Source organism: Klebsiella sp. CN_Kp075 (genome assembly GCF_040065055.2).
GTDB lineage: Bacteria > Pseudomonadota > Gammaproteobacteria > Enterobacterales > Enterobacteriaceae > Klebsiella > Klebsiella aerogenes.
In genome coordinates this window covers 835,763-848,712 of record NZ_CM198050.1, presented here as the reverse complement: position 1 = coordinate 848,712, position 12,950 = coordinate 835,763, and the positions used below count along the sequence as shown (strand labels likewise).

The window sequence follows — 12,950 nt, the reverse complement described above, 5'->3', positions numbered from 1 at the left end:
ACAAAATTGTACGTTAGCGCGCTGAAAAACAGGCGGGTTTCCCCGCCTGAACTAAATTACTGCTTAGCGCGCTCTTCGAGCATTGCTACTGCCGGCAGAACTTTGCCTTCCACGAATTCGAGGAATGCGCCGCCGCCAGTGGAGATGTAGGAGATTTTGTCAGCGATGCCGAACAGGTCAATCGCCGCCAGGGTGTCACCGCCGCCTGCGATAGAGAAACCTTCGCTGTCTGCGATAGCATTAGCGACGATTTCAGTACCTTTACGGAAGTTCGGGAATTCGAATACGCCAACCGGGCCATTCCACAGGATGGTTTTGGCGTTTTTCAGGATTTCAGCCAGTTTCTGTGCGGAAACGTCGCCGAGGTCCAGAATCTGCTCGTCATCTTTGATGTCGTTAACGGATTTCAGGGTCGCGGTGGCGGTTTCAGAGAACTCGGTAGCGACGCGAACGTCAGTCGGAACCGGGATATCGCAGGTGCTCAGCAGGCGCTTAGCTTCGTCAACCAGGTCCGCTTCGTACAAGGATTTACCGACGTTGTGGCCTTGAGCGGCAACGAAGGTGTTAGCGATACCGCCGCCGACGATCAGCTGGTCAGCGATTTTGGACAGGGAGTCGAGAACGGTCAGTTTGGTGGAAACTTTAGAACCGCCAACGATAGCAACCATCGGACGAGCCGGCTCTTTCAGCGCTTTACCCAGCGCGTCGAGTTCAGCGGCCAGCAGCGGGCCTGCACAAGCGACATCGGCGAATTTACCGATACCGTGGGTGGAAGCCTGCGCGCGGTGCGCGGTACCGAAAGCGTCCATGACGAATACGTCGCACAGCGCAGCGTATTTCTTAGACAGCTCTTCGTCGTCTTTTTTCTCGCCTTTGTTGAAGCGAACGTTTTCCAGAACCACCAGTTCACCGGCAGCAACGTCAACGCCATCCAGGTAATCTTTAACCAGACGAACCGGGTTAGACAGTTTGTCTTTCAGGTAATTAACAACCGGCAACAGAGAGAATTCTTCGTTGTACTCGCCTTCGGTCGGACGACCCAGGTGAGAAGTAACCATTACTTTAGCACCCTGTTTCAGCGCCAGTTCGATGGTCGGCAGGGAGGCGCGGATACGCGCGTCGCTGGTCACTTTGCCATCTTTAACCGGTACGTTCAGATCAGCACGGATGAAAACGCGTTTACCAGCCAGATCCAAATCGGTCATCTTAATTACAGACATGGTGAATCCTCTCGTTGATTCTTGATAAAGTTTTGCAAGCGCCGCAGCGCCTTACCTGAAACCTTGCGCGGCCATCGCTAACGTCGTGTCGAGCATTCGGTTAGCAAAGCCCCATTCGTTATCGCACCAGACCAACGTTTTGATCAGATGCGCGCCACTGACCCGGGTTTGCGTGCCATCGACGATGGCGCTGTGCGGGTCGTGGTTAAAATCTGTCGAGACCAACGGTAATTCCGTATAGTCAACTATACCATGAAATGCTCCCTGTGCTGCTTTTTGCAGCAACTGGTTGACTTCACAGGCCTTTACCGGTTTTTTCACCGTCACGCTCAGGTCTATTGCGGTGACGTTAATCGTCGGTACGCGTACCGCGATCGCCTCAAAACGGTCGTTAAACTGCGGGAAAATACGGGTGATCCCCGCCGCAAGTTTAGTATCAACCGGAATAATTGACTGGCTGGCCGCACGGGTGCGCCGCAGATCCGGATGATAGGCATCGATCACCTGCTGGTCGTGCATCGCGGAGTGGATTGTCGTGACCGTTCCTGACTCAATGCCGTAGGCATCATCTAGCAGTTTAATGACCGGAATAATGCAGTTGGTAGTGCAGGAGGCGTTGGAGACAATGCGGTGCTCCGCGCGCAGTTCATCATGGTTGACGCCGAAGACTACCGTTGCGTCGAGATCGTTGCCGCCAGGATGTGAAAAGAGCACTTTCTTCGCGCCAGCCTGAAGATGGGCTTCGCCATGTTCACGGCTACCGTATACGCCGGTACAGTCCAGCACCACATCCACCGCCAGCTCCTGCCAGGGCAGCGCGGCGATAGAAGGCTCATGCAGTAGACGAATAACGTCATCGCCGACATACAGCTGTTCCCGCTCCTGGCGAACATCCCAGGAAAAACGGCCATGGCTGGTGTCGTACTTCAATAAATGCGCGATGCCAGCGGCATCCGCCAGTTCATTGATCGCCACCACGGTGATTTCCGCACGACGCCCGGATTCATACAAAGCGCGAACCACGTTGCGTCCTATGCGACCGAAGCCATTAATCGCGATGCGTATGGTCATAGGTCTCCTGCAAGGTTATCCCTGATTTGAGGTGGCTGACAGAGTAATCCAGCAACGCCTTTAGGGGAACCTTACCTGTCGCAAACTGCGACTGATTGATTAATTGTCGAACATTTATACGACTGAAACGCTTCAGCTAGAATAAGCCAAAGTCGGAATAAAAGGAATGTTTGTCCAGAGCAATAAACCAGCTATATGACTTGCGTCACATTTTCTTTGGAATAATTTACAGGGTAGTTACATGTTCGAGGAATAGTGCCTACAAAAAAACCGGGTGGCGAGATAAAAGCAAAACGGTAACCCAGGGGTTACCGTTTTTGGTGTTCGCACCCTCTCCTGTGGGAGAGGGTTGGGGTGAAGGCATCAGCCCGCACCGTACCAGCGATTACAGCAGCGCTTTCGCTTTAGCGACAACGTTGTCAACGGTGAAGCCGAACTCTTCGAACAGCTGCTCAGCCGGCGCAGACTCACCGAAGGTAGTCATGCCAACGATGGCGCCGTTCAGGCCCACGTATTTGAACCAGTAGTCCGCGATACCGGCTTCTACCGCCACGCGGGCAGAAACGGCTTTCGGCAGTACGGATTCACGATAGGCCGCATCCTGCTTGTCGAATGCGTCGGTGGACGGCATGGAGACCACGCGCGCCTTCACGCCTTCGGCGGTCAGTTTGTCCCACGCGGCAACCGCCAGTTCCACTTCTGAACCGGTAGCGATGAAGATCAGTTCCGGCTGGCCGGCGCAATCTTTCAGCACATAACCGCCGCGGGCCACGTTTGCCAGCTGCTCTGCGGTACGCTCCTGCTGCGCCAGGTTCTGACGGGAGAGGATCAGCGCGGTCGGGCCGTCCTGACGCTCTACGCCATATTTCCACGCAATTGCGGATTCAACCTGGTCACACGGACGCCAGGTGGACATGTTCGGCGTGACGCGCAGGGAAGCGACCTGCTCTACCGGCTGGTGAGTCGGGCCATCTTCGCCCAGACCGATGGAGTCGTGGGTGTAGACCATCACCTGACGCTGTTTCATCAGCGCCGCCATACGTACCGCGTTACGCGCATACTCGACGAACATCAGGAAGGTAGAGGTGTACGGCAGGAAACCGCCGTGCAGCGCGATACCGTTGGCAATCGCGGTCATACCGAATTCACGTACGCCGTAATGGATGTAGTTACCGGCGGTGTCTTCGTTGATCGGCTTAGAACCGGACCACAGGGTCAGGTTGGACGGCGCCAGGTCAGCAGAACCGCCGAGGAATTCCGGCAGCAGCGGGCCAAACGCTTCGATGGCGTTCTGCGATGCTTTACGGCTGGCGATCTTCGCCGGATTCGCCTGCAGCTTAGCGATGAACTCGTTAGCTTTGGCGTCGAAGTCAGACGGCATTTCGCCTTTCATACGGCGGGTGAATTCGGCAGCTTCCTGCGGGAAGGCTTTGGCGTAGGCGGCAAACTTCTCGTTCCACGCGGCTTCTTTCGCCTGGCCGGCTTCTTTCGCATCCCACTGCGCATAGATGTCAGACGGGATTTCAAACGGAGCGTATTTCCAGCCCAGCGCTTCGCGGGTCAGCGCGATTTCAGCGTCGCCCAGCGGCGCGCCGTGGGAATCATGGGTGCCTGCTTTGTTCGGCGAACCGAAGCCGATGATGGTTTTGCACATCAGCAGGGACGGTTTGTCGGTGACCGCGCGCGCTTCTTCTACCGCGCGTTTGATGGCGTCAGCGTCGTGACCGTCAACGCCGCGCACCACGTGCCAGCCGTAGGCTTCAAAGCGTTTCGCGGTATCGTCGGTGAACCAGCCTTCAACGTGACCATCAATGGAGATGCCGTTGTCATCATAGAACGCCACCAGTTTACCCAGTTTCAGGGTACCGGCCAGGGAGCACACTTCGTGAGAAATGCCTTCCATCATGCAGCCGTCGCCCATGAAGGCGTAGGTGAAGTGATCGACGATGTCGTGCCCTGGACGGTTAAACTGCGCCGCCAGCGTTTTTTCCGCGATAGCCATACCGACTGCGTTAGCGATACCCTGACCCAGCGGGCCGGTGGTGGTTTCCACGCCTGCGGTGTAGCCGACTTCCGGGTGGCCCGGAGTCTTAGAGTGCAGCTGACGGAAGTTTTTCAGTTCTTCGATCGGCAGATCATAACCGGTGAGGTGCAGCAGGCTGTAAATCAGCATGGAACCGTGACCGTTGGACAGCACGAAGCGGTCGCGATCGGCCCAGGACGGGTTCTGCGGGTTATGGTTCAGGAAATCACGCCACAGGACTTCGGCAATGTCAGCCATGCCCATCGGGGCGCCAGGGTGGCCGGATTTGGCTTTCTGTACAGCGTCCATGCTCAGCGCACGAATAGCGTTGGCAAGCTCTTTACGTGAGGACATTTTGACTCCAGTTCGGATGTTATAAGGCCATGCCCTTAACGACTTGACGAGAGCGCGTTTTGGGCTACGCCGGAAAAAAGTGTGAACAATGTAACCCAAGCGACAAAGCATGTACATGGAGCATCCTTTTGCCCATTAAGAAATCTCTGGAACACGTTGTGCTGCCGCGGAATCCACTCGCCCGGATCATGAGATACTATTTATACTTTGCACAGGACGAGGCGGGTCCGTCGTCGCCCATTATTCAGATAAAAAACCATAAGATTGTGGAAGATAAAAATGAAAATTCGCTCAACCCTTCTTGCCTTCGGGATCGCAGCAACATTAACCGGATGTCAGAACATGGATTCCAACGCCCTGCTGAGCTCCGGCGCGGAAGCATTCCAGGCCTACTCTCTTAGCGACGAACAGGTAAAAACCTTAAGCGACCAGGCGTGTAAAGAGATGGACGCCAAAGCCACTATTTCCCCGGCCAGCAGCGAGTACAGCAAACGCCTGAGCAAGATTGCCGCCGCGCTGGGCGATAACATCAACGGCCAGCCGGTCAACTACAAGGTCTATGAAACGAAAGACGTCAACGCCTTCGCGATGGCCAACGGCTGCATCCGCGTTTACAGCGGCCTGATGGACCTGATGAACGATAACGAAGTAGAAGCGGTTATCGGCCACGAAATGGGCCACGTTGCGTTGGGTCACGTGAAGAAAGGCATGCAGGTCGCGCTGGGCACTAACGCCGTACGCGCGGCGGCGGCCTCCGCTGGCGGCATCGTCGGCAGCCTGTCGCAGTCGCAGCTGGGCGATCTCGGCGAAAAACTGGTGAACTCGCAGTTCTCCCAGCGCCAGGAGTCGGAAGCGGACGACTACTCTTACGACCTGCTGCGTAAACGCGGCATCAATCCATCGGGGCTGGCCACCAGCTTCGAAAAACTGGCCAAGCTGGAAGCCGGCCGTCAGAGCTCCATGTTTGACGATCACCCGGCGTCGGAAGCCCGCGCGCAGCATATTCGCGATCGCATGAAGGCCGACGGCATTAAATAAACGACAGCGGGAGGCATTATCGCCTCCCTTTTTTATATACCCGTAAAAATATTTAGCCGCATCAATTGATAATTTAAGCGCACAAACCGTTAATTATTATCACAGCGCATCACAGCCAATTATTTTATACCCGGCGATTCAGAAATATATTATTTGGTAAATTAAAAAGGTCGCACATTATCTGGCTTTCAGAATCGTCTTTACCCGAATAATAAATAGTCCACCCCTTACTACCTGGCGCACGGCTCACGCGCCATACAGCCTGTTTCCGGCTGCAATAACTGCTCACACAATGATTGCTTTCGACATTATTTCAGGAGAATATCTGACTGGCAGTGATTCCCATGAATATATCGACAGACAGAGAAGTGCCCTCAGTGAAAAAAGAATTACCATTAATCGCACTTGGCATTATTGCCGCCGCGCCGGCTTTCGCCAGCCAACAATCTACCAGTCAGGGCTTTATTGAAGACAGCCACCTGGATCTCTTTTTACGTAACGCTTATATCAAACGCGATTATCGCGATGGATTGCCGGATAAAGCCGAATGGGGTCAGGGTATTATCGCTACCTTCGAATCCGGCTTCACCCAGGGACCGGTCGGCTTCGGCGTTGACGGCATTGCGCAGTACGCCGTGCGCCTCGACGGCGGTCGCGGCCGCAGCGGCGCGGGCGGTATCGACTTTTTCGCCCAGGATGATGATGGCCGCGCGAAGTCCGATTTAGCCAAATTCGGCGCTACCGCCAAAATGCGCTTCTCGAATACCGTACTCAGCTACGGCAGCCAGCGCCCGATGCTGCCTATCGTCTACGCCGATGACTCGCGGCTGCTGTACGAGAGCTATACCGGTACCATGCTGACCTCAAGAGAAATCGACGGTCTGGAAATTAACGCCGGTTATCTCACCGATCAGCAGCGCAAAAGCGACGACAGCCACAACAGCGGCCTGAAGAGCCTGACCTTTGGCGGCGCCAGCTATCAATTCAACGACCAGCTCAGCGGCGCGCTATACGCTTCACACGTCGAGGACGTGCTGAATAAGCAGTATCTCGGCCTGAACTACAAGCAGCCGTTCGCCGCCGACCAGCAGCTGATTGTTGACTTCAACGGCTATAACTCGCGCTTAGATCAAGAATATGCCGACGCCAATGACACCGGGCGCAGCAACAGCATCTGGAGCCTGGCCGCCAGCTATATCTGGGATATTCATACCTTTAAAGTCGCTTACCAGCAAAGCAGCGGCAGCACTGGCTACCACTACGGCGGGTATCAGAATCAGGGCGGCGTCGGCGATGGCGGCAACACCATCTGGCTGGCTAACTCCTACTGGTCAGATTTTAACGGCGAGGATGAGCGTTCCTGGCAGGCCTCCTATGGCCTGGATTTTGCCGGACTGGGCGTACCGGGCCTGAGCTGGACTACCGCCTACGTTCGCGGCGATAACATTAAAACCGCCGAGACCAGCAACGGTAAAGAACACGAATGGTTCAACCAGGTGCAGTACCAGGTGCAAAACGGTATGGCGAAAGATTTGAAATTGAGACTCCGCTATTCGGTGCTGCGCGTTTCCAGCAACGCCAGCGACTATAACGTCAGCGGTAATGAAGTGCGGTTCTACGTCGAATATCCGTTTAACGTATTTTAACCGTGTAATGAACCCTCTCCTGCGGGCCGGCCCTCTCCCGACGCGCAGGAGCAACCGTCCGGCGCCTTGATTAACCCCCTGTGCCGTGCGGTACCCTCTCCCCGGAAGGGAGAGGGTTGGGGTCACTGGGTTATCATTAATACAGCGTTTTCTGCGGCGGGCCGGCAAAGCGCAGCGCGCCAATCTGGCCCATTTTCACTTCCACCACCGATGGCCCCGGCATCGCCAGCGCCTCGGTCATCACCGCCTGGAAATCCTCAGCGCGCTCCACGCTCCACGCCTGCAGACCAATCGCCTGCGCCAACAGGGTAAAGTCCGGCGTGTGCAGCTCGTTGTAATACTGGCGGCCGCCAAAGTACTTATCCTGAATACCGCGCATCACGCCGTAGCCGCCATCGTTCATAATCAACAGCGTCACGTTGGCCTTCTCCTGCGCCAGGGTCGCCAGCTCGCCAAGGTTGAGGCTCAGGCCGCCGTCGCCGACCAGGCCGACCACTTTCCGTTGCGGATTGGCAATCGCGGTGCCCACTGCCATCGGTAGCCCCATACCGATGGCTCCGGCCAGAGAATGGATATTCATCAGCGGACCGTGAGCGCGGAACAGACGGCTGCCCCACAGGCTGCCGGAAACGGTAATATCGCGCACCAGAATGCCGTCATCGGGCAGCGCCTGCGCAATCGCGTCATTCAATTTAGCGTAAGCGCCGCACTGGTCGCGCAGCCCCTGCTCCGCCGCCTCTACCGCCGCTTTAAGCTGGCTATCCCAACGCGCATCGCCCCACATCCGGCCCTGTACCCGCTTCGCCAGCGCGTCTAATAAAGCACGGCAGTCCGCCACCAGCGTATTGTCCATCAGGTAGTTACGGCTGGCCGCCGCCGGGTCGATATCAATCTGCACCCGCGGCGCGGGCAGCTCCAGCGTCCAGGAACGCGTTTCGTTGCTGCGCAGCCGGGAACCGGCCACAAGTGTGAAATCACATTGTGAAATCAGCGCTTCAACCGAGGGAGAATTATGAAACGCGCGCAGGCTGGCGCGATGGCTGTCCGCCAAAATGCCGCGGCCGTGGGTACTGGAAATCACCGTCACCCCGGCATCCGCCAGCGTCTTCACCGCCTCAACGCTCTCTAACGCGCCGCCGCCAAGCCACAGCAGCGGCTGCTTCGCCTGCTTAAGCTGCGCCCACAGCGCATCGACCATCGTCGCTTCCGGCTCAATCGCCGGAGCGCGTTTCAACGGCGCGGTCAGCAGCGAAAGCGGAATTTTGGCGCTCTGAATGTCGATTGGGATCTCCACCGAGACCGGGCCGCACGGCGGCGTCTGCGCCACCTGAATCGCCTTATGCAGTATTGCCACCGCCTGGTTGGCGTTGCTAATGCGGTAAGCGCGCTTCGAACTGGCTTTCAGGAAGGTCAACTGATCGCGGGTTTCATGAATAAAACCGGTATCGGCGTCCAGCCAGGCTTTTTCGACCTGTCCGGTCAGGTGCAGCAGCGGCGTACCGGCGTTCATCGCCTCAACCAGCGCGCCGACCGCATTACCCGCGCCCGCGCCGGTGCTGGTCAGCGCCACGCCGAGCCCGGAAAAACGGCCATGGGCGTCGGCCATGGTCACCGAGCCCGCTTCGCCGCGCGCCGGAACAAAGCGGATTTTTTCCCGCTGGCCAACGGCGTCGGCGATCGGCAGGTTATGGATAGAAATGACGCCATAAATGGCTTCAACGTGATACTGCTCCAGCGTTCTGGCGATGGCATCGCCGACGGTTATCATTTCGCTCATTGCTCACCCTTTCTCAGTCGCACCAGTGGTTGACGCTATTACCCGTCGCCAGATAAATGCTCTTTTGTTGCATCCAGGCTTTCAGCCCCTGGATCCCTTTTTCGCGGCCCAGACCGCTCTCTTTAAAGCCCCCGAACGGGGTCGAAATGGAGAAAACTTTGTAGGTGTTGATCCACACCGTACCGGCTTCCAGTTGCTCGCTCAGACGCAGCGCGCGGCCGGTATCGCGCGTCCAGATCCCCGCCGCCAGTCCGAAGACCGAATCATTGGCCTCGCGGATCAGCGCCGCTTCATCGCGAAAACGCATCGCCACCAGCACCGGCCCGAAGATCTCTTCCTGGCAAACGCGGGCCTGATTGTTCAGCCCTTCAATAATGGTCGGCAGGAAGTAGCTCCCCGCCGCCAGCGCCGGATCCGCCGGGATCTCGCCGCCGCATAGCACGCTGCCGCCTTCGCGTTTCGCCAGCTCGACGTACTCCAGCACGCTCTGGCGGTGTTTATCGTTGATCAGCGGCCCGACGTGGGTGCCAGCGCTGAACGGATGACCAACCCGCAGTCCTTGGGTTAACTCCAGCAGGCGGGCCATTAATTGCGGATACACTTTTTCATGGACAAACAGCCGCGAGCCGGCAATACAGGCCTGGCCGCCGGAGCTGAAAATGCCGTAGCAGATGCCCCGCGCCGCCTGTTCGATATCGGCATCTTCCAGCACGATGGTCGGTGATTTGCCGCCCAGCTCCAGCGACGCCGGGATCAGCTTTTCCGCCGCTACGTGCGCCAGATGACGCCCGGTAGTGGTGCCGCCGGTAAAGGAAATTTTGCGTACCTTAGGATGGCGGGCCAGCGCATCGCCGATAATCGATCCTTTACCCGGCAGCACGCTCAGCAGTCCGGCGGGTAAACCGGCCTGCTCGAAGATCTTCGCCAGCTCCAGCGCCATGAGCGGCGTGGCCTCCGCCGGTTTGAGGATCACCGCGTTCCCGGCGGCGATCGCCGGGGCCACCTTCTGCATTTCACTGGCGATCGGCGAGTTCCACGGCGTGATCGCCGCCACCACGCCCAACGGCTCATAGCGGCTCAGGGTCAATAGATCCGCCTGCCGCGGCGTCGGCAGCTCGCCCTCCAGCAACTCGCAGGCGGCGGCAAAATAGCGTGCGGTACCGGCGGCGCTCATCACCAGCCCTCGCGCTTCCGCCAGCGGTTTACCGTTATCGCGGCTCTGTTTTTGGGTGAGCTCATCAACCTGTGCTTCAATCAGATCGGCAACCTTATGCAGGATCTTCGCCCGCTGATGCGGCAGCATCGCCCGCCACGTTGGCTCCCGCCAGGCGCGGTCGGCGCAGTCGATCGCCTCCTGCAAATCATCGAGGCTTGCCGCATGCAGCGCCGCGTTAATAGCGCCATCCGCCGGAAACAGGCTGTGCATTAAATTGCCGCCGCCGCGACGCCACTGGCCGCCGATAAAAATGTCTAATTCGTCCATCTCAGCCTCTCTGCGTTATGCCAGTTCACGGCAGGCGCGTACCGCGCTCAGTGCCGCGAGGGTCGATGTTTTCGGATTGCTGGCGAGCGGCAGGCCGCTCAGCTCCAGGTGAAACTCGCCGAACAGTCCTTCGGCGTGTAGCGTATGGGTGTTGCGTTGCGTCGCCGGATCGACCATCAATTGCACCCGAGTCGCGTCAAGGCCGATACCGCCCAGCGCGATGGTTGCCGCCACGTTGGCATTTGCCGGGAATAGCCGCGCCGCCTCGCGAGCGCTGCCTTCAAAGAAAATTTGCGCTTCATTGATCGCACTGAGGTCGATAAGCTGTTCGGCATAGCTGCCGCGCCAGCTGGCCGGGCTTTTACGCGACTGATAGGTCACTCGTTCAAGACCGCCCTCTTTCGCCGCCGCCAGGCCGTCAATCCCGGCGACTGCGCCAGCCAACAGCGTCAGCCTGCCGCCCGCCTGGCGTAAACGCTGTTCCAGTTCGCTGTCCGCCAGCGCGCCGGTAGAGATCACCGCCAGATGCCAGCCGCGCCCCAGCACCGCTTCGCCGTACTGCGCGACCGCCTGCTGGCTGGCGCATTCCAGCACCAGATCCGGCGTCTCTTCGCACTGCAGCGGATCGATAAGCGGCGTCACCGCGTGGCCGAACTGCTGGCGGATTGCCGCATGATGCGATTCGCGCGCCACAATCCAGCCCAACGTCACCTGCGGCGGCAGGCGTTCAATCACCGCCTGGGCCATCGCGCCATAGCCGATTAACATGACCTTTTTCATCATCTTTCCTTACAGATGGCGGCAGAAACCGCCGGAAACGTCCAGCGCCGCGCCGGTGGTAAAGGAGGCCAGCGGCGAAGCGAGGAATAGCAGCGCCTGTGCCGGTTCCTGCGGTTTGCCGAGGCGCGCCATCGGGATCCCACGCTTGCGGGCGATTTCGGCGGTCCACTGCGGCCAGCTCTGGCTCTTATCGCTGCGGTTTTCGAAACGGCACTGCCACTGCCCGGATTCGACCATTCCCAGCAGGATGGAATTCACGCGGATGCCTTTCTCCACCAGCTCTTTCGACAGGGTCAGCGTCATATTGAGCAGCGCGGCACGGGCAGCAGAGGTGGCAATCATGTGCTCTTCCGGCTGCAGAGCCAGCAGCGAGTTCACACAGGTAATCGAGGCGATATCCGACTGTTCAAGCTGCGGCTGGAAGGCCTTTACCGGATTAATCACGCCGAACAGTTTCAGCTCGGCTTCGTGCAGCCAGGCCTCGCGCGGGGTATCGGCGAAGTGGGCGACATAACCCTGCCCGGCGTTATTAATCAGCATGTCGGCGCCGCCGAAGCGCGCGGCGACCGCGGCGGCGAACGCTTCCACTTCCGCTTCGTTCAGTACGTCGCAGCGCCAGGAGAACACCTCGCCTTCTGGATATTCGTTTTGCAACGCCGCATGAGCGCTGGCCAGCCGATCCGGGTTGCGGCCGCAAAAGGCGACCTTCGCCCCTTCGCCCAGCAGCAGGCGCAGCGTTTCAAAGCCGATCCCTGACGAGCCGCCGGTGACTACCGCGACGCGTCCTTCAATTTGTGCATTCATCGCGCACCTCTTCCCCTATGCGTAAAAGCTGTTGATTAAAAAAGGTTTCGTTATCGAGATAGCTGGCATGTCCAGCCTGCGGGATGGCGATGTAAGGGGCGCCGTAACGCAGCGCCACTCCCTGCACCAGCTCCGGTTGGGTAATGGCATCCTGCTCGCCACACCACACCGTGAGACGGCCGCGATAGTCGGCGAGCCAGCGGTGGATGTCGTCATGCGCCAGCATCCAGGCAGCGGCGAGGTAGCCTTCGCTACGCAGCCTGCGCATGCCTGCCGCCACCGTCGCCACATCGGCTTCGCGCGCGCCGGAGCGCAGCAGTTTTGCCGCCCGCCCCTGCGCCATCGCCTCGCCGCCCAGCGCCATCTGCTGTTGACGCCCCTGCCAGACTTTTTCCCGCTGCGCCGCCTCCGCCTGACCGTAGCCCTGCGCGACGTCGGCGAGTACCAGATAAAGCACCCGCTGCGGGTATTTCGCGGCGAAGGCGGCCGCCACCAGCGCACCCAGCGAATGGCCGACCAGTATGGTTTGCTCTACTCCAGCACGGTCCAGCATTCGCGCCAGCGCGTCGGCGTAATCACCGGCATCCGCCGGCGCCGCCGACAGCATCGGGCTTTCGCCATAACCGGGCATATCCCAGGCCAGCACGCGGTAGCCGGGCAACGCCATCTGTTTATGCCAGGAGGCCGCGCCGGAACTGATGCCGTGCAGCAGCGTCAGCGGAATGCCGCTTCCTTGTTCACGAAAACCCGTCAT

Annotated in this window: 10 protein-coding genes; 2 read left to right on the top strand and 8 right to left on the bottom strand. The window is 58.6% G+C overall.

The window, feature by feature from the left end; genetic code table 11:
• Positions 1–56: 56 nt before the first annotated feature.
• From pgk to tkt, 3 genes are all read right to left on the bottom strand, one after another.
• Positions 57–1,220, bottom strand: coding sequence for a phosphoglycerate kinase (pgk, locus tag ABLV78_RS04075; RefSeq protein ID WP_015369762.1), 1,164 nt, complete (start codon positions 1,218–1,220; stop codon positions 57–59).
• Between the two features lie 51 nt (positions 1,221–1,271).
• On the bottom strand, positions 1,272–2,291 hold the full coding sequence (gene epd, locus ABLV78_RS04070; RefSeq protein WP_015369761.1) for an erythrose-4-phosphate dehydrogenase: 1,020 nt from the start codon (positions 2,289–2,291) through the stop codon (positions 1,272–1,274).
• 385 nt (positions 2,292–2,676) lie between these two features.
• Entirely contained in the window at positions 2,677–4,668 is a 1,992-nt protein-coding gene (gene tkt / locus ABLV78_RS04065; protein ID WP_045392025.1) for a transketolase, read from the bottom strand.
• 279 nt (positions 4,669–4,947) lie between these two features.
• Between tkt and loiP the strand changes: the two genes are divergently transcribed.
• Entirely contained in the window at positions 4,948–5,706 is a 759-nt protein-coding gene (gene loiP / locus ABLV78_RS04060; RefSeq protein WP_015703437.1) for a metalloprotease LoiP, read from the top strand.
• 377 nt (positions 5,707–6,083) lie between these two features.
• Entirely contained in the window at positions 6,084–7,352 is a 1,269-nt protein-coding gene (locus ABLV78_RS04055) for an OprD family outer membrane porin (protein ID WP_015958965.1), read from the top strand.
• Positions 7,353–7,488: 136 nt separating this feature from the next.
• Here ABLV78_RS04055 and ABLV78_RS04050 read toward each other — a convergent pair whose 3' ends face one another.
• From ABLV78_RS04050 to ABLV78_RS04030, 5 genes are read right to left on the bottom strand one after another with little or no spacing between them, the layout of a single operon-like run.
• A complete protein-coding gene (locus ABLV78_RS04050; protein WP_088389780.1) occupies positions 7,489–9,129 on the bottom strand; it encodes a thiamine pyrophosphate-binding protein in 1,641 nt (546 codons plus the stop codon).
• A 13-nt stretch (positions 9,130–9,142) separates the two neighbouring features.
• Positions 9,143–10,612 carry an aldehyde dehydrogenase gene (locus ABLV78_RS04045; protein WP_047044054.1) on the bottom strand — a complete coding sequence of 490 codons (1,470 nt, stop codon included), beginning with the start codon at positions 10,610–10,612 and terminating at the stop codon, positions 9,143–9,145.
• 15 nt (positions 10,613–10,627) lie between these two features.
• Positions 10,628–11,392 carry an aspartate dehydrogenase gene (locus tag ABLV78_RS04040; RefSeq protein ID WP_047044059.1) on the bottom strand — a complete coding sequence of 255 codons (765 nt, stop codon included), beginning with the start codon at positions 11,390–11,392 and terminating at the stop codon, positions 10,628–10,630.
• Between the two features lie 9 nt (positions 11,393–11,401).
• Positions 11,402–12,196, bottom strand: coding sequence for an SDR family oxidoreductase (locus ABLV78_RS04035; RefSeq protein WP_047044061.1), 795 nt, complete (start codon positions 12,194–12,196; stop codon positions 11,402–11,404).
• A complete protein-coding gene (locus ABLV78_RS04030) occupies positions 12,180–12,950 on the bottom strand; it encodes an alpha/beta fold hydrolase (protein WP_047044063.1) in 771 nt (256 codons plus the stop codon). Before ABLV78_RS04030 ends, ABLV78_RS04035 begins: the two co-directional genes overlap by 17 nt.

Excerpts from the sequence above, each read along its gene's own strand:
- ABLV78_RS04050 (WP_088389780.1), bottom strand. The coding sequence starts at position 9,129 with ATGAGCGAAATGATAACCGTCGGCGATGCCATCGCCAGAACGCTGGAG.
- epd (WP_015369761.1), bottom strand. The coding sequence starts at position 2,291 with ATGACCATACGCATCGCGATTAATGGCTTCGGTCGCATAGGACGCAAC.
- ABLV78_RS04045 (WP_047044054.1), bottom strand. The coding sequence starts at position 10,612 with ATGGACGAATTAGACATTTTTATCGGCGGCCAGTGGCGTCGCGGCGGC.
- pgk (WP_015369762.1), bottom strand. The coding sequence starts at position 1,220 with ATGTCTGTAATTAAGATGACCGATTTGGATCTGGCTGGTAAACGCGTT.
- tkt (WP_045392025.1), bottom strand. The coding sequence starts at position 4,668 with ATGTCCTCACGTAAAGAGCTTGCCAACGCTATTCGTGCGCTGAGCATG.
- ABLV78_RS04040 (WP_047044059.1), bottom strand. The coding sequence starts at position 11,392 with ATGAAAAAGGTCATGTTAATCGGCTATGGCGCGATGGCCCAGGCGGTG.
- ABLV78_RS04030 (WP_047044063.1), bottom strand. The coding sequence starts at position 12,950 with ATGACGGGTTTTCGTGAACAAGGAAGCGGCATTCCGCTGACGCTGCTG.
- ABLV78_RS04035 (WP_047044061.1), bottom strand. The coding sequence starts at position 12,196 with ATGAATGCACAAATTGAAGGACGCGTCGCGGTAGTCACCGGCGGCTCG.
- loiP (WP_015703437.1), top strand. The coding sequence starts at position 4,948 with ATGAAAATTCGCTCAACCCTTCTTGCCTTCGGGATCGCAGCAACATTA.